The sequence below is a fragment of the Micromonospora sp. CA-259024 genome (genome assembly GCF_050936255.1).
GTDB lineage: Bacteria > Actinomycetota > Actinomycetes > Mycobacteriales > Micromonosporaceae > Micromonospora.
On the sequence record NZ_JBNJND010000001.1, the window covers coordinates 605,728 to 621,498 of the forward strand.

At 67.4% G+C, this 15,771-nt stretch carries 10 protein-coding genes and 3 pseudogenes; 3 read left to right on the plus strand and 10 right to left on the minus strand.

Annotation, left to right across the window (positions count from 1 at the left end):
- Window positions 1-210: 210 nt before the first annotated feature.
- Complete coding sequence (locus ACQEUX_RS02695) at window positions 211-1,281, minus strand: NAD(+)/NADH kinase (RefSeq protein ID WP_433040554.1); 1,071 nt, start codon at window positions 1,279-1,281, stop codon at window positions 211-213.
- A gap of 396 nt (window positions 1,282-1,677) precedes the next feature.
- Complete coding sequence (locus ACQEUX_RS02700; RefSeq protein ID WP_433040557.1) at window positions 1,678-2,505, minus strand: SDR family NAD(P)-dependent oxidoreductase; 828 nt, start codon at window positions 2,503-2,505, stop codon at window positions 1,678-1,680.
- A 799-nt stretch (window positions 2,506-3,304) separates the two neighbouring features.
- Between ACQEUX_RS02700 and ACQEUX_RS02705 the strand changes: the two genes are divergently transcribed.
- Together ACQEUX_RS02705 and ACQEUX_RS02710 are read left to right on the plus strand one after the other, a co-directional pair.
- Window positions 3,305-5,581 (plus strand): helix-turn-helix domain-containing protein, encoded by a 2,277-nt coding sequence (locus ACQEUX_RS02705; RefSeq protein WP_433040560.1) that lies wholly within the window; start codon window positions 3,305-3,307, stop codon window positions 5,579-5,581.
- 426 nt (window positions 5,582-6,007) lie between these two features.
- Window positions 6,008-8,752, plus strand: a complete 2,745-nt coding sequence (locus ACQEUX_RS02710) for an AAA family ATPase (RefSeq protein ID WP_433049551.1) — start codon at window positions 6,008-6,010, stop codon at window positions 8,750-8,752.
- Between the two features lie 656 nt (window positions 8,753-9,408).
- Here the strand turns inward: ACQEUX_RS02710 and ACQEUX_RS02715 are convergent.
- The 8 genes and pseudogenes from ACQEUX_RS02715 to ACQEUX_RS02750 all read right to left on the minus strand — a co-directional run bounded on the left by ACQEUX_RS02715 (window position 9,409) and on the right by ACQEUX_RS02750 (window position 15,194).
- Window positions 9,409-10,092 (minus strand): alpha/beta hydrolase, encoded by a 684-nt coding sequence (locus ACQEUX_RS02715; protein WP_433040563.1) that lies wholly within the window; start codon window positions 10,090-10,092, stop codon window positions 9,409-9,411.
- A 427-nt stretch (window positions 10,093-10,519) separates the two neighbouring features.
- Complete coding sequence (locus tag ACQEUX_RS02720; protein ID WP_433040566.1) at window positions 10,520-11,326, minus strand: SDR family oxidoreductase; 807 nt, start codon at window positions 11,324-11,326, stop codon at window positions 10,520-10,522.
- 28 nt (window positions 11,327-11,354) lie between these two features.
- Window positions 11,355-11,768 (minus strand): GlcG/HbpS family heme-binding protein, encoded by a 414-nt coding sequence (locus ACQEUX_RS02725; protein WP_433040569.1) that lies wholly within the window; start codon window positions 11,766-11,768, stop codon window positions 11,355-11,357.
- A 627-nt stretch (window positions 11,769-12,395) separates the two neighbouring features.
- Complete coding sequence (locus ACQEUX_RS02730; protein ID WP_433049993.1) at window positions 12,396-12,521, minus strand: hypothetical protein; 126 nt, start codon at window positions 12,519-12,521, stop codon at window positions 12,396-12,398.
- 30 nt (window positions 12,522-12,551) lie between these two features.
- A pseudogene (locus ACQEUX_RS02735) lies at window positions 12,552-12,863 on the minus strand (hypothetical protein); the annotation flags it as partial.
- Window positions 12,791-13,564: pseudogene (locus tag ACQEUX_RS02740) on the minus strand (ISAs1 family transposase); the annotation flags it as partial. The pseudogenes ACQEUX_RS02735 and ACQEUX_RS02740, both read right to left, overlap by 73 nt.
- 317 nt (window positions 13,565-13,881) lie before the next feature.
- Window positions 13,882-14,301: a nuclear transport factor 2 family protein gene (locus ACQEUX_RS02745; protein WP_433040572.1), complete on the minus strand. Its 420-nt coding sequence runs from the start codon at window positions 14,299-14,301 to the stop codon at window positions 13,882-13,884.
- Between the two features lie 32 nt (window positions 14,302-14,333).
- Window positions 14,334-15,194, minus strand: a complete 861-nt coding sequence (locus tag ACQEUX_RS02750; RefSeq protein WP_433040575.1) for an SDR family NAD(P)-dependent oxidoreductase — start codon at window positions 15,192-15,194, stop codon at window positions 14,334-14,336.
- A gap of 405 nt (window positions 15,195-15,599) precedes the next feature.
- On the opposite strand from ACQEUX_RS02750, the pseudogene ACQEUX_RS02755 reads away from it, so the two are divergent.
- A pseudogene (locus ACQEUX_RS02755) lies at window positions 15,600-15,755 on the plus strand (LuxR C-terminal-related transcriptional regulator); the annotation flags it as partial.
- Window positions 15,756-15,771 lie beyond the last annotated feature (16 nt).

The window sequence follows — 15,771 nt, forward strand, 5'->3', positions numbered from 1 at the left end:
CGAACCATCCTCTACATCGCTGGAAACCGATGGATGGGCAGGCCTACCTAGCTTTCCTTAAGTACACGTACTCCCCACCGGAGTGGGAACTCGGTGCCGGGCCGTAGAAGTTCATCGCTCTTACGTTGCGCCCAGGGGCGCCCATGCGTGCGGTGTCGCTCCTTGCCTCCGACTGAAGGAGGTGGCGTCCGACGGGCCGCAAGATCGAGATTAGGTACACGGAGCTGGATCGGATTCCTGTGCCGGCAGGTGCAGGTGTTGTAGGTCCTCTGGTATCGGTAGGTCCGGCCGGTAGACCAGCAGCGGTGGCTGGCTATCGGTGTCGGCTCGGGCGGCGGGAGCGTCGGCGAGCGAGAACTGGTCCCGGAGTCGGCCGAAGAAGTCGTCGACGTCGGCGACGATGAGCTTCGCGCGGCGTCGTGCGGGGTAGACGGCGGCCCAGTCGCCGGGGTCGAGGATTCCGTGTACGCGTCCGTCGACGACGACGGCGACCTGACCCGATCGCGGAAGCACCTGCACACCCACGGGTTCGTCCGGGGCGGTGACCATGCTGCGGTTGAACGCCATGTGCGGGGCGACCGGGGTGAATACGAGGGCGTTGAGGCGCGGCGACAGGACCGGTCCGCCGGCGGCGAACGAGTACGCGGTGGAGCCCGTCGGCGAGGCGACCATGACGCCGTCGGCGGAGTAGGTCGCGAACAGCCGCCCGGACAGGTACACCGCCACGCTGGTCTGCCGGTCCCGTCCGAGTTTTTCGAACACGACGTCGTTGAGGGCGCTCAGGCCCAACGGGACACCCCAACCCACCTCGTCGGGCGTACCCGGCCGGGGAACGGGCGGGACGGGATCGGGACCGCGGCCGTAGCGCAGCAGAGTCCGAAGCTCCGGTGGGACCTGCAGCGGCCGCGACGCCCGCAGGGTGAGCAGCATGCGCTCCTGGATGGGTGCGCGGCCGGTCAGGGCAGCGCCGAGCACCCTCGGCAGGTCCGTCGCGGCGAACGGGGTGAGGAAGCCGACCCGGCCGGCCTTCACGCCGAGAACGGGTGCGTCGGCCTCGACGGCGACGGCCAATCCCCGCAGGAGAGTTCCGTCGCCGCCGATAGTGACGACGAGCTGCGGTCGCTGCGCCATGCGTGCGAGCACGTCGGCGGGGCTCTGCTCGTCCTGCCAGACATTCAGGGCCTGCGACGCGGCACCGTGCTCGGCGCAGATCCGCGACACCATGTCCGCCGTCTCGGCGGCCTGCGGCCTGGTCGGGTGTACGACGACGCCAACGAGCATCCGACCCCCCACGCCCTCTCGGCTATCGACTTCATCTGACGATGAACACTGCGGCATTACTCTACGTACAGGGTCCATGGCAAGGCGCGAGGCACCCCGTCATCACCGGCGCCGGTCTCTGCGCCCTGTGACCGCCCAAGACTTGCCCAGATGGCGAGCCACCGAGACCGCACCGTTTCGGGCCCAGAGCACAGATGCTGCCGGCACCCGGCGTTTACCTGGAAAGTCTCCTCGCCGCGCCTCCGAATGCCGGCGCGCCGACGGGAAACTTAGGTTCCTGCCCCTGCCGTGCCAAGACAGCAGCCGACAACGGGGAACCCCACGCCCCAACCCCGATCAGGCCGCTGCGGATCCGCTTTAGCAGTGGCACACCTGTGTTGCTACGTGTCACCGGACTCACGCTGCGCGTTGGCTCGCGCTCGCCCCGACGGCACGCTCGCTGAGCTGCCAGAGGCGCTCCGCCGCCGCTGCGTCAGTCACGAGCGGCGCCGGAATCGCTGGCAGGCAACCCTCGTAGTAGGCACCGTTGACCGGCGCCTCGCCGGTGGCCGCTCGCAGGACCGCCTGCATCCCGTCGATCACGGGGACACCACTGCGGCCATAGACACTGAGGAGCCGCGTTGCCACCACGCCCGGGTGAACATTGGCGACCGTCACCTCGGTCCAGGACCTGTCAGCCAGCGCCACCCCGAACATGGTCAGCGCCAGCTTGGCCTGCGCGTACGAGGTCACCGGTGCGTACCGCCCGGTGCGGTTCAGATCACTCCACGGCAGGTCACCCATCCGGTGCAGGCAAGACGACACGTTGACCACTCGCGCGCCGCGCTTGTCGCGCAGCGCCGGCAGCAGCGACCTTGTCAACAGGTACGGTGCGAGGTAGTTGACCTGCCACGACAGTTCGTTGCCGTCAACCGTCTCTGCCCTGCGCGCAGCGCCAACCGTTGCTGCGTTGTTGATGAGCAGCTGCAGCCCCGAGGACTGGGCAATCACCGCGTCGGCGAGCGCACGCACCTGCGACAGCTGCGCGAAGTCCGCGACCATCGGCTCGACCGGCGCCGACGCCGCGACGGCGTCGAGTAGCCGCCGCGTCGCGTCGCGGCCCTCGGTCTCGGTCCTGGCATGCAGCAGCACGTGCCAGCCGCGGGCCGCCAACGCGCGCGCGACCTCGAAACCGATGCCGCTGCTGGCCCCGGTGACCAGAGCGGTCCGGGAGACCTCGTTCATCTGGCTCCTCAGCCGGTGTGCTGTCAGCTGTTGGTTGTGCTCTCTTCGAAGAGAAGAACGCTGCGGCGGGTTCGAAGCCGAATCGGCCCGAACCCGCCGCGCGACGGGGGTGGAGGCGCCGAGAGCAGTTAGCGACATGCGCTGCCCGGATGTGGGGGACGGCGGTGCCCTGTCCGGGCCGCACCGGTTGCCCACCCTCTTCGGCGGGGCTTGTACAAACCCCCCGGGATGCGCCGTGTCAATCTGGCCACCGCCGTTCCTTTCACCTCGGCCGGGAGTCGTCCTTCCGACGACGAGCACATCGCACACGGGGTGTGCGCCACAAGGCTCTTCACACCGCTGATACGGAAGCCGGCCGGGAATTGACGCCGCCGATACGCCAGCTTGCCGTAAGGGACCGCCGGTTCCGTAACGAATTCGTGCCTGCGGCGGATCGTGTCGGCCGATGCGCGCATCCTGGCGCCGGCACCCTCGTCGAAGAACTCGACCACGACCCGACCATCGGCACCACCGGGATCAGGCTGCCCCCAGCTACATCAACCTGCTGCGACAGGCCGAAGGTGGTGGTCACCCTCACCCCCACTCGAACCAACAGCGCCTCACGGCGCAAACCGAATGTGAGACAGAGCCGTTAGCGAGACAGCCCCCTTCACGAGACAGGCCCCGCGTCTCCCGATCAGCGAGTGCAACGGCGCCACGGCCTGCAGCTCGACGATATCTTGATCTTGTGCACCGGTCCCTCGACCGCGTTCGACGTCGAGCGCAGGTACAGCGGCATCCACGGGTCCGACGGGGTCGGATGAACCGGAAGGGTTTGGGAGGCGTGATGATTGGTATGTCGTTTGGGCGGCGGTTGCGGGCATTGCGGCAGTCGGTGGGCATGACAATTGAAGATTTGTCCGAGACATCCGGAGTGAGCGGGCGGGCGATCAGCGACATGGAGCGAGGGCACAGTCGCGCGCCGCAGGAGCGGACCTTGACGGCCCTGGCCGACGCGTTGCGGCTCAGCGATGTCGAGCGCGATGGCCTGGTTCAGTTGGCGCGTTCGGATCGGTCGGAGAGCAGGATCGGGCGGCCCCGGGTGTGTGAGCTCCCGCGGGGGGTCAGCGACTTTGTCGGTCGAGCAGCGGAGTTGGAGTTGCTGCGTCGCCACGGGCTGGCCGCATCCACCGATGGTCCGATGCCGGTGGTGGTGGTGCACGGCCAGCCAGGGCTGGGCAAAACGGCATTTGCTGTCCAGTCGACGGAGCAGTTACGGGAGGCGTTTCCCGACGGTCAGTTTTACGTGGACCTTCGGGGTACCGACCCGGTGCCGATGCCGGTCGGCGAGGCGTTGCTACGGCTGCTGCGGGCGCTGGGCGTCAACCCCCGCGGCATCGCCGAGGATGAACAGGAGCGGGCCAGCCAGCTACGGGCCGGCCTCCGGGAGCGGCGGTGCTTGCTGGTGTTGGACAACGCCGCGCATGAAACCCAGGTAAGGCCATTGTTGCCCGGCCAGGGGGCCGGGATGGTGGTGGTGACCAGCCGCCGCACGCTCGGTGGTCTGGAGGGGGTGTTGCGGATCGAGTTGCCGCCGTTGGCGCCGCGGGAATCGGCCGACTTGTTGCGGGCAATCGTGCGGGACACTTCGGATCGGGCGGCAGCGGATGAGGTGGCGGAGGTTGCCCGATTGTGTGGCAATTTGCCGCTTGCGTTGCGTATCGCGGGTACGCGGCTGGCCAGTCGGCCCGGGTGGACGATGGGGCACTTGGCGGATCGGCTGTCGGATGCGGATCGACGGTTGGCGAACCTGACCGCGGGTGATCTGGGCGTGGGGCCCGCGTTCGTGTTGTCGTATGCCCAGCTCTCCGTTCCGGCGCAGGAGATGTTCCGACGACTCGCGCATGTGCCGGGGGTGGACTTTGGCGCCTCGATCGCTGCGGTGCTCACCCAGAACGATCTGTACCACGCCGAGGACCAGCTCGATGAGTTGGTCGATCTCGGTTTGTTGCAGCCCGAGGGGGTGGACCGTTACCGGTTCCACGACCTGATCCGGCTCTTCGCGGCCGACCGGTTGCGCACCGAGGAGCCGGCGGACGCTCGGGCGGCCACCGAGCGCCGGATGGTTGACTGGCTGTTGGAGACGGCGATCATCGCGGGACGGTGGTTCGAACCGGGGTTCGGCGCGCCGCCGGACAACTGGCGTGGCCTGATCTCGCTTGATACCGCTGAGCAGGCACAGGGCTGGCTGCGAGTCGAGGGGGACAACTGGCTCGCCGCGCTACGGCTAGCGACCGCCGCCGGAGAGCATCAGCGAGTCGTCGACGTGGCCGAGGCGATGCACTGGTACTCGGACCGGACGGTGCACTGGGGGCATTGGCCAGAGGTTTTCGGTCTGTCCCGTGCCGCTGCGGCCCGATTGCCCGATCGCGGTCAGGAAATCACACACATCAACTACTACGCCTGGGCAGTCCACACCTGTGAGAGACGCTACGAGGAGAGTGCGGCCCTGGCGATGGATGCCTACCGACTCGCCGAGGGTCTCGGCGACACGATGAAGCAAGCGAACGCATTGCAGTACGCAGGCGATGCCTGGAAGTCGGTCGGCGACTTCGGGCGGGCACTGTGGGCCTTCCGTCGGGCGCGGGACCAGGCTGACTCCGCCGGCAGCGACGACGTGTACGTCCACGCGGGCGTCAGAGTCGGGGCTGCGCTCTTTGGGCTCGGCAGGTTCGACGAGGCATTGGACGAGTTCCGGGCCGTGCTGCGCGAGGTCGATGACCGACCGATCGCGCCCGCGTCCGCGCTGGCGGCCCGGGCAACGGCCCGGCTCTGGGCGGCGAGGACGCTGGCCGACGCGCAGCGCTGGCCGGAGGCGCTTGACGAGGCGACGCGGGCGCTGCCCCTGGCTACCGAGTACGCCCCCAGGGCGATCGGTCAGGTCCACATGACGCTGGGCCGGGCGCACGCCGCTCTCGGCGCGACCGACGAGGCCCGCGACCATCTGACCCGCGCGGTCAAGCTGTTGGAGCACATCGCCGCCGACGGCAGAATGATTACTTTTGCGAAGTCCGAGCTGGCGGCCCTCGACGGATGAGCCCATTCGTACGCTGATCATGTTCTGCGTTACTTCTGCATGGTCCCGGCTCGGCGACGCTGGTTGCATATCTGGGTGAGCTGGTCTCCGGCAACGGGAAGATCCGCCTGCTGCTGTCCCATGCCTGGTTCGACGGTCAGCCGCACCGACGTGGTCGACACCATCCGAATGGAGGACCACCGGTGACACGTCGTCCCTGGCGTTGGCAGGGGATGGTCCCGGACCAGGTCCGACCAGGAGACTTTCGGCCGGCGTGAAGTGAAGGGTGATTCTGAGGTGCTTGGCGAACTAGGCGTGGACCTTGTCGGTCGGGTGGCTGGACCGGTTGTTCACCACGATCTGCGGTTCACGGTCGGGATAGTCAACGGTGACAGCCTGCGCAGCTCTCGCTGCTCTACTGCGAGGGCCCAGCGACCGCGCTCCGCCTTGCTGGGCCGGCGGGCCGAGTGTGCCGCGCTGGACCGGTTACTCGAGGCGGTTCGTGCTGGTGAGGGTCGGTCGCTGGTGGTGCGTGGTGAGGCGGGGGTGGGCAAGTCGGTGCTGCTGAAGTATCTGCTCGACCGGGCATCCGACTGCCGGGTCGTGTCCGTCGCGGGTGCGCAGTCCGAGATGGAGCTGTCGTTCGCGGCGGTGCATCAGCTGTGCGCGCCGATGTTGGACCTGCTGGACAGTCTGCCGGAACCGCAGCGCGACGCGCTCTGCACGGCGTTCGGGTTACGTGCCGGGCCGTCACCGGACCGCGTCCTGATCGGTCTGGCCGTGCTCGGCCTGCTCGCCGCGGCGGCCAAGGACCGGCCGCTGGTGTGCGTGATCGACGATGCCCAGTGGCTGGACCGCGTATCGGCGCAGGTGCTCGCCTTCGTCGCGCGTCGAATGTTCGCGGAGTCGGTGGTCTGCGTGTTCGCGGTACGTGAGCCCAGCGACGCGGGTGAGTTGTCGGGGTTGCCGTTGATGAACCTCGTCGGACTTAGAGACATGGATGCGTGGGCGGTGCTTCGCAGGGCGTTCCCCGGCCCGCTGGACGAGCAGGTGGGTGGTCGGATTATCAGGGAGGCTCGTGGTAATCCATTGGCGTTGCTGGAACTGTCGCGCGAGTTGACCCATACCGAGCTGGCGGGTGGTTTCGGGTCGCCGACCGCGCAGACACTCTCAGGCCGTATCGAGGACCGCTTCCGCTGGCGACTGGAGCGCATGCCTGCACAGGCGCGACGGCTGTTGCTGCTGGCGGCCGCCGAGCCACTCGGCGACCCGGCCCTGCTCTGGCGTGCGGCCGCGCGGCTCGCAGATGGCATCGGCCCGACCACCGGCGCGGTCGCCGCTGTGGACGACATGGTCGACTTCGACGGCCGGGTGCGGTTCCGGCATCCGCTTATGCGTTCGGCGGTGTATCGGGCAGCGTCGCCCCAGGAGCGCCGGGGGGTTCATCGGGCGCTGGCGGAGGCAACCGACGTCGAGGCTGATCCGGATCGGCGCGCCTGGCACCACGCGCACGCCACTGCGGAACCGGACGAGGGAGTTGCCGCAGAACTTGAGTGCTCGTCCGTACGCGCGCAGGCGCGCGGTGGCTTGGCCGCCGCCGCCGCCTTCCTGGAGCGGGCGGCCGCGCTCACCCCCGACTCGCGGCGCCGGGCCGAGCGTGCGCTGGCCGCCGCACGGACCAAACTGTTAGCTGGCGCACCCGAGCCCGCCCTGGCGCTGCTGGCCTCAGCCCAGGCCGGCCCGGTCGACGAACTGCACCTTGCCCGGGTGGATCTACTACGAGCCGAGATCGCGTTCGGCACCGATCCTGTTAACCTCGCCCCGTCGATGCTACTCAAGGCTGCCAGGCAACTCGAGCCGCTCGACACCGGACTGGCCCGCGAGACGTATCTGCAAGCGTTGTCCGCAGCGATGGTTACGATCCGTTCGGGCGAGGGAGGGCGTCTCGTGGAGGTCGCGGCCGCCACCCGTGCCGCGCCGCCCGCGCCAGTCACTTCCCACGTCGTCGACCTCCTTCTCGATGCGCTGGCCCTCCACCTGACCGAGGACGCGCGGACCGCGGCACCGGCCATGCGGCGGGCGCTGGCCGTCTTTTCGAGCGAGGCTGTCTCCGCCGCGGACAAGCTCCGCTGGCTATGGGCCGCCTATTACCTCGCCATAGCTCTGTGGGACGATCGGTCGTGTCGTGAACTGGCGGACCACCACGTCCGTCTTGTACGCGAGGTCGGCGCGCTCGCCGTACTACCGCTGGCGCTGAGTACGCGCATCAACGTGCACATGCTCGAGGGTGAGCTGGCCGAGGCGGCGTCGCTGAACGAGGAGATACAGACAGTCATCGCCGCAGCCGGTGTCCGGACCAGTTACGGGCTCCTGATGCATGCGGGCTGCGCCCTCGCTCTCGCCGCCTTACAGGGGCGGCAGGCCGAGGCTGAACAACTGGCGAATGCCATGATGAGCGAGGCGGCCTCCTGCGGCGAGGGAACCACGCTGGCGGCCAGCCAGTGGCTGAGAGCTGTGCTCTACAACGGCCTTGGCTGGTACGAGGAAGCCCGATCCGCCGCCCAACAGGCCAGCGCATACCACCCGTCGCCGGGAGCCGCAGCACATTGGGCGCCCGTCGAGCTTGTCGAGGCAGCGGTCCGCAGTGGCGACCGTGAGCTTGCCTCCCGAGCGCTCGATCTGCTCGCCCAGACGACGCGAGCGAGCCATACCGACTGGGCCCGCAGCATCGAGGCCCGATCACGGGCACTGCTCAGTGAAGGCCGGGAAGCCGACATTCTCTACCGCGAGGCGATCGACCGGCTCCAGCGGACCCGTTTGCGCGTCGACCTCGCACGCGCCCATCTCGTCTATGGCGAATGGCTACGTCGCGAGCGCCGCCGACTCGAGGCGCGCGAGCAACTGCGCACCGCCTGCGAACTGTTCACAGCAATGGGCATGACAGGGTTCGCGGCCCGGGCGCACCGCGAACTGCTGGCCACCAGCGAAACGGCCCGCCGGCGTACGGTCGAGACCGGCGACCAGCTCACGCCTCAGGAGACGCAGATTGTGAGGCTTGCCCGCAACGGCCTGACAAACAAGGAGATTGCCGGCCGCCTGTATGTCAGCCCTCGGACTGTCGAATACCACCTCCGCAAGGTCTTCGCCAAGCTGGGTATCAGGTCGCGCAACCAGCTTGACGCTGTTGCTTGACAAACGACGGCCCCGGGTTGGCTGACTTTAGCGCGTTTCCGTCGAGCGTCAACGACCTGGCGTGCTACCCAACGCGGCGATCACAAGAAACGCGGACAGGACCAGCGGCTCGTGGACGCCGTCAGGGTTGTATCGGAAGCACAGCTGGGGCCTAGGCAACCATCAGGCCTAGGGTGGATCCGCGCAAAGGCGGCGGAGTTCGGTCGGCACCCACCCGCTCGACTTGTGGCCAGCCCCATCGATCGAGGCGTGAGCGGGAGCAACGTCACGGATTGACTGTGGCAGCCGAGCGTTTGACCATGCTTCCCCGAGTCCCCAGCCGTGCGCCATCGGTCATCGTCCTTATTGGCGCCCGAGGTGCACCAAACTTACGAAACGTGTTCAGGACAGTCGCGGCAGAACGAGCCATGGGCGGATCAGGCCCGCACGCTGGCCTTCCTCGCGGCGCTGGCGGACCGCTAGCGCTGGACAGCCGGGTGGCGGCAGGCCCGACCAGGGTCCCGTTGCAGGGCCGAGAGCCGTATCCAGCCGGGGGACGCGACCGCACCGGCCCCCGCAGGCGAACTGCGAGCCGCGCTTCGGCACGTAGAGCTGGGCGGAGGGCCGAGCCACCGTTCGCCGCCCAGCTGATTGGCGCCATCTCTCGACCCGGACTGTCAGGCGCGGCCGGTGATGACCTCGTCGAGCAGCGCGGCCAGGTCGGCGGGCCGGGACAGAAACGGCGAGTGGCTGGAGGGCATCCGCCGTATGTTTCCTGCCCGGGCAGCCATCCGCTCCTGCTCCGGCACGGGGATCGCCTTGTCTTGGTCCATGATGATGTAGGTCGACGGGATCTTGTGCCACGCCGGCTCGCCGACGCGATCGGTGAACGCCCGCAGCCGCTGATCGACCAGCCGGCTCACGGCGTGCTCGGCCTCGGCGTCCGGCACGTCCGCGTAGAGCGAGTTCCGGGGATCGGCGATGATCGGGAACAGCCCCTCCTTATCCTCCGGCTCGGGCACGCCGTGGAAGCTGAACATCGACTCGTCCTGGTCCAGTTGGTACGCGGCCAGGTAGACGAGGTGTTGCACCTTCGGCAGGCCGGTGGCGCCCTCGCTGACCGGGATGCCGCCATACGAGTGCGCGACGACGACAACTGGGCCGTCGATTTCCTCGATCGCCGCACGGACGACCGCGGCGTCGTCGTGCATACCGCCGCGCGGGTTCGGCCCCGTGGTGGGCAGCTTCACCACCCGGCTCTGGTAGCCCCGAGCGTTGAGTTCCGAACGTAGCAGGTCCCACGTCTCCGGTCGGTGCCAGGCGCCGTGCACGAGAAGCAAGGTGGGATGCTGGGTGCTCATTCTATTTCTCCATCTACGGGCCAGCGAGCATCGGTGCACTCCTTGAGACAGGCGGTCAGGAATGCGTCCGAAAAAGGGCTTCGCACCACGCCTGCGATCGGCTTCTGCGTGACTCATGAGCAGAGGGTGGGGTTAGGCGGTGGCACCAATACCAGGCGGTACTGTGGGGCGTGGCTGGGTATCGCGTCGAGCAGTCAGCTTGAGGGCATGCCCCGACCAGTGACCGCGCCAGCGCCGGCTGATTCTGTGGCGCGTGATCCGCGCCGAGCGCGCCTGGGGATTCACGTCGGGGATGCCACGGATGCGAATGCGTACGGCCAGCAGAGTTATGTCTTGCATGCCGTACGCACTCGCACCGCCCCCCTATCTGGACGAGGTAGTTATCCCGGTGATCGACGACCTGTCGGTGCCGATGCGCCGAGTGCCGTTATACCGTGTGGGTCCAGGCCGCCTGCTGGCTTTCCTTGAGCATCTGCTCGACGGCCGCCGGTACGACGTTGCGGAACTTGCCGGTGTCGCTCGGCACGATGCGGATCATCGCATCGATCATTTCCTGCGGGTCAAGCTGCCCTTCGGGCACGCCGATAAGGGCATCGAAGCCGGCCTGGACGTCGGCGCGCTTGTTGAAGTTCTTGCTGTCGTCCAGCCACCTGAACGCGGTCTCCGCCATCGTCTCGTTGTACCCGGTCAGGTACGCGCCGGGGTTCACCGTCTGGATCTTGATGTTGAAAGGACGCAACTCGCCGTCGAGGGCCTCCGCGAGGGATTCCAGCGCGTGCTTGGTCGACACGTAGGGTCCGAAGCCGGCCGGAGTGAACAGCCCGCCCATCGACGAGGTGAAGACGACCTTCCCCGGGCGGCCCTCGTCGATGAACTTGCGGATGAACTTCTGCGCCAGGTTCAGCGGCGCGAACACGTTCGTTTCGAAGTTGTTGCGCAGCAGGTCGACCGGGATTTCGCTGACCGGTCCGGCCTCACCGATGCCGGCGTTGCTGAACAGCACGTCGATGTCGAACTTGAGCGCTGCCTCCACATCGTACGGGTCGCGGATGTCGAGCTTCTGGACTCGCAGGTTGCCCAGACCCAGGTCGGCGGCCTTCTCGCGTAGCGCGGTGACCTGCGGATAGATCTGCGTGGTGGCGATCACCTCGTGGCCGGCCCGGGCCAGGCCGATGGCCGCTCCCTCGCCGAACCCGGAGCCTGCACCCGTGATGAGAATGCGCTTGCTGCTCAATTTTGTGTTCCTTCCTCTGGTGTTTGACTCAAACCACGGCTGCGCTGAGTGCTGCGGCCGCTGTTTGCGCGATCGCGTCGTCCTGAGCCACTGATCCTCCGGACACGCCGACCGCTCCGACGACGCCACCGCCGACGACCAACGGACGCCCGCCGGCGAACACAAACAGCCCGCCGTTGCTGTTCTCCAAGCCGAACGACGTTCCGCCCGGCTTACAGAAGTCGAAAAGGGCTTCTGAATTCATCTGGAACAGCGCCGACGTTCGGGCCTTGCCCATTGCAATGTCGATGGAGCCCAACAGAGCGCGATCCATGCGGACGAAGGCCTTCAGGTTGGCCCCGGCATCCAAGACAGCGATGTTGACCGGGACCGACAACTCGGCCGCTCTGACGACGCCTGCGGCTATTACCCGCTCGGCCTCGTCCAACGAGAGCATTGACATGCCTGTAGTCAACGGCAGGGCGTTCAGGCGCGGAAGGAATGCGTTTTACCCTCGGACCGACGCCACCCTAGGTGCGCCAGTACCACCCTTCGCTGCGCGCGACGAGGCGCTCGTGCTGCTCGTGCCCGTACCACGCCGGTTGCCAAGTATGCAGCGGGAGGAAGTTGAGCATCTCATAGGCATCCGTGTGGACCAGTACGTTCGCCTCGAGCAGGGCCGTTGCCCAAGGTATCGAATGCTCTGGTGGAGACTTGGTCGCCAGGACTCTGCGCTTTACTCCGTTCGAGCGCACCCCTTGCACGAGGTCGCCCAGGCGCAAGTCACCCACGCCTCACGCTCGCAGCGGACGACCAACAGATCGGCGCCGGATTGCACCTGCTGCTCGGGAGCCTTTCCAGCCGGCGTTCGTCCTCGGCTGGCTGCTCGATTTCCTCGCCGTGAACGAACCAGCGCGCGGTGCTCGGCCGTGCGGAAAGCCGCAGAAACTACCTACGCTGGTCGTCCTGCGCCTGGCTTAGGTAACGCGACCCACAGCGACCGGGTTTCGGGGCCCACCCCGGAATCCCGCAGTGTCAGATCCGTCACCGGCATGCGCTGAGCCGGGTGCGCAGGGCCCCGGCAAAGTCGTCAGGTGATGTCGAGTAGTGCCAGCGTGCGGGTGCTGTCGCGGGCGTAATGCCGGGCGGTGGCGGCGATGTAGGTGACTCCGGTCAGGCGTAGGGCGCTGATGGCGGCGTTGCGCAGTGCGGCCATGACCTCGGGTCCGGTGCCGGTGCGGATCTGGCTGCGGTCTTCGTCGTAGGTGACGTCGCGAACCCAGTGGATCTTGTTTTCGATTGACCAGTGCCCGCGGGTCCAGGCTGCCAGTTGTGCTGGTTTCGCCTGGTGGACGCGGAGTTCGGTGATGGCGTAGACGGTTTCGGTGTGAAGCGTTGCGGCTGGTCCAGGCGGCGTCTGCGGCGGCGGATCTGGATGGTTTGGGCGGCGTTCGGGAAGTCGATGCCGGTGGAGATCGTCAGGATCTTCATGCTGCGGATCTCGCGGCGGCCGTGTCCGCGGTCGGTGTCGCGGGTGGCGTCGGGGACTGCCCGCCAGGGCAGTGCGGTGAGCTGGGCGTGCAGGTGACGCTGGTTGCCTTTGACGGTCAGGATCCAGTGGGCGCCGCGTTCGGCGAGGTAGGTGACGTGCTCGCGTTGGCAGTGCAGGGCGTCGGCGGTGATCACGGTGTTGCGTAGGTCGCTGATCTGGTCGAGCAGCGGCGCGAACCGGGTGATCTCGTTGGTCTTGCCGCCGACGTCGATGCTGGCCAGGACCACGCCGGTGGCCTGGTCGCAGGTGGTCATCACGTGCCGGGCGGCGGTGTCGGTGGTGCGGGAGCCGCGCGGGGTCTTGCCGTCGACGGCGATCGCCCGGCCAGCCGTCGAGGTGGTAGCGGTGGCCCGGCCGGCAAGCCAGGCACTGATCGCCGCGGTCAGTAGCTGCGGGTCCATTGCCTGCAACAGTCGACGGATCATCGCCTCCGATGGACGTCGGTCGGCAGTCATGCCCAGGGCGAGAGCCGTCGTGGCCGGCACGTCGGCGACCCATTCGGCGATCGCGGCGTACGAGCGGTAGCCGGCGACCACGGCACACACGGCTGCGGTGACCACGACTGTCAGTCGGTGCCGGACACCTCGCCGGGCCCGTGGATCAGGCAGACCGGCGAGCGCTTCGGGCAGCCCACCAGCGGTTTCCGGCACGGTCAGAGCCGGTGCGCAGGACAGGGACGAGATCAGCGATGATGGCAGCGCGGGCATGACTCACTTCGGACGATCAGCATGGTGTAGAGAACCTTGATGATCTTTCGAACAGTTCATGCCCGTCTTGCTACCACCACCAACGGCGCTTCTACTCCAAGCCCCACAAGTCAGACACCATCACGACTTTGCCGGGGCCCTGGCCGGGTGCGGCCCGAGAGGCGGGAGCCTGGCGAAGGGCGGCGCCTGCGGCCGGGCCTACGAAGTCCGGCGGGCCGGTGCCGAGTAGCGGTCCGCACTGCCGGCATGACCACGCCGGTCTTGCAGGGCCGGGGCCGCTGCCGCCGGCAGCGTGCGGACATCGTGACGAGCCCCTGTTATGGGGCGGGGCTCACGGTCTCCCACAGTTCATTGAAGGCGATGCTGTCGTAGAAGGCCGTGCCGTCGATCACCTTGCCGTTTTCGAGGGTCATGAACCAGGCGTAGGTATTCCGGTATGTCGTACCGGCACGGGTGATACCTTCGCCGTCCCACACCACAACGACTGTTCGCTGCTCGTCGTCGGCGTAGATGGCGCGGATGGCGACCGGGCGGAAGGGCGCGTCGGTGCTGAATCGGGCGCCGAAGGGGTGTAGCACCTCGTCGACGAACTGCTCGGTATTGCCGTATGTCCCGGAGGCAGCCGATCTGCCGACGATCTCCCAGCGCATGTCGGGAGCGAAGATGCCCGTGATGTATCCGGTCCCGGCTGTCCACGCGGCGAAGGCGTCGGCGACGATCTCGTGGTTGGATTTCATGTGCTGGCTTCCTTCGGCTCGTGTACGCGGGATCAGATGAGGTTGCGGAGGGTACGGGACGTAATCTCGTGCAGGCGGTCCTGCATCGCCCGATCAGACGCCTGCGGGTTGGGCGGCTGGGGGTTCCGTTCGTCGTAGTAGGTGCCGTTGTCATCGCGGCGGAAGGCGACGTACCGGATGTTGGCCGCCGCATGCTCGGGTCGATCGCCGGCGATGGCGAACATGGCGTGCAACAGCCGGGTCGAGATCACCCCTGGGTGCATGCTGACGACGTCGAGTGATTGGCTGGGCCGATGCGCGGCCAACCAGCAGGAGTAGGCGACCAGCGCGAGTTTGGAGTGCGCGTACGCGGTCGATGGCGAGTACGCGTGGCGGGTCAGGTCGAGGTCGTCCAGGAGCAGCGCCGCCGAAAGGTGTGTGGCGGATGCGACGTTGACGATCCGCCCTGCGGGGCCGTTACCGACCAGGTCGATGAGCCTGGTCGTCAAGAGGACCGGGGCCAGGTAGTTGGTCTGGAAAGTGACCTCCGTGCCGGCACCACTGACCGTCCGGGTGGGCGGCCCAGGCCGTGCGGCATTGTTGATGAGGAGGTCGATCCTGTCGGTCGCCGACCGGATCTGCCGGGCGAGCCTCACAACCATGGCGAGCTCGCTGTAGTCGGCCGTGAAATAGATCAGCTCGGCATCGGGACGCATCGTCGACCGCACCGTATGCAGCAGGTCCGCGACCTCGTGCTCCCGTTCCAGGCCATGGAGGATCAGACGACCGGCCCGGTCCGCGATCGCCAGCGCGGTGGCACGGCCGATCCCGGTTGTCGCGCCAGTCAAAACGATGTTCGCATCGCGGATCGCATCCAGCCTTTTGGCGCGTCCGACAGTGGGGCGTGTATGCACAGCTCGGCCTTCCAACGTGTTCCTGATCTCGTGATTCGTCTTCGAGGCTCGCCCGCCGACAGCGCCGGGGCTACCTCCGCTGATCTGGCTGGGCGACGTGGTCCGTCATCCGCCGTGCCGCCGCCAGCGTCACCTGGCCCGGGTGCCGATCGCATCCGTGCAGGCCCTAGCTAGCATGCTGCGTTTTTGATCTGTTCGCAGTAGGTTGCGAGGCTGACGAAGATCTCGTCGGCGGTATGGTCCACCCGCAGAGTCGTGGTGCTCGTTCGAGGCGGTGGGCTACGCACGGATGTCCTTCTCTAGCGCGATGACGCCGCAGCGAACCCGGCGGCGGACGAGTTTGCTCGTGATCTCGGCGAAGAACCGTTCGACGAGGTTGAGCCGGCTCGCGCGAGGCTAGCCTCGAACGGTCTAAGAAATCGGGAGATCGCCGGTCGCCTGCATATCGGTGCTCGCGCCGTCGACTACTACTTTCGCAATGTTCTTGCAAAGGTGGGTATTACATCGCGCGACCGGCTTGACGGCTTCTTCCGGAGCAATGACTGCGTCAGGGTCGGCTGATCTGCATCGCGTGCTC

Bases quoted from the DNA above. Each gene is read 5' to 3' on its own strand.
- ACQEUX_RS02695 (WP_433040554.1), bottom strand. From the start codon at position 1,281: ATGCTCGTTGGCGTCGTCGTACACCCGACCAGGCCGCAGGCCGCCGAG.
- ACQEUX_RS02700 (WP_433040557.1), bottom strand. From the start codon at position 2,505: ATGAACGAGGTCTCCCGGACCGCTCTGGTCACCGGGGCCAGCAGCGGC.
- ACQEUX_RS02705 (WP_433040560.1), top strand. From the start codon at position 3,305: ATGAACCGGAAGGGTTTGGGAGGCGTGATGATTGGTATGTCGTTTGGG.
- ACQEUX_RS02715 (WP_433040563.1), bottom strand. From the start codon at position 10,092: ATGAGCACCCAGCATCCCACCTTGCTTCTCGTGCACGGCGCCTGGCAC.
- ACQEUX_RS02725 (WP_433040569.1), bottom strand. From the start codon at position 11,768: ATGTCAATGCTCTCGTTGGACGAGGCCGAGCGGGTAATAGCCGCAGGC.
- ACQEUX_RS02730 (WP_433049993.1), bottom strand. From the start codon at position 12,521: ATGGCCGCACTGCGCAACGCCGCCATCAGCGCCCTACGCCTGACCGGA.
- ACQEUX_RS02745 (WP_433040572.1), bottom strand. From the start codon at position 14,301: ATGAAATCCAACCACGAGATCGTCGCCGACGCCTTCGCCGCGTGGACA.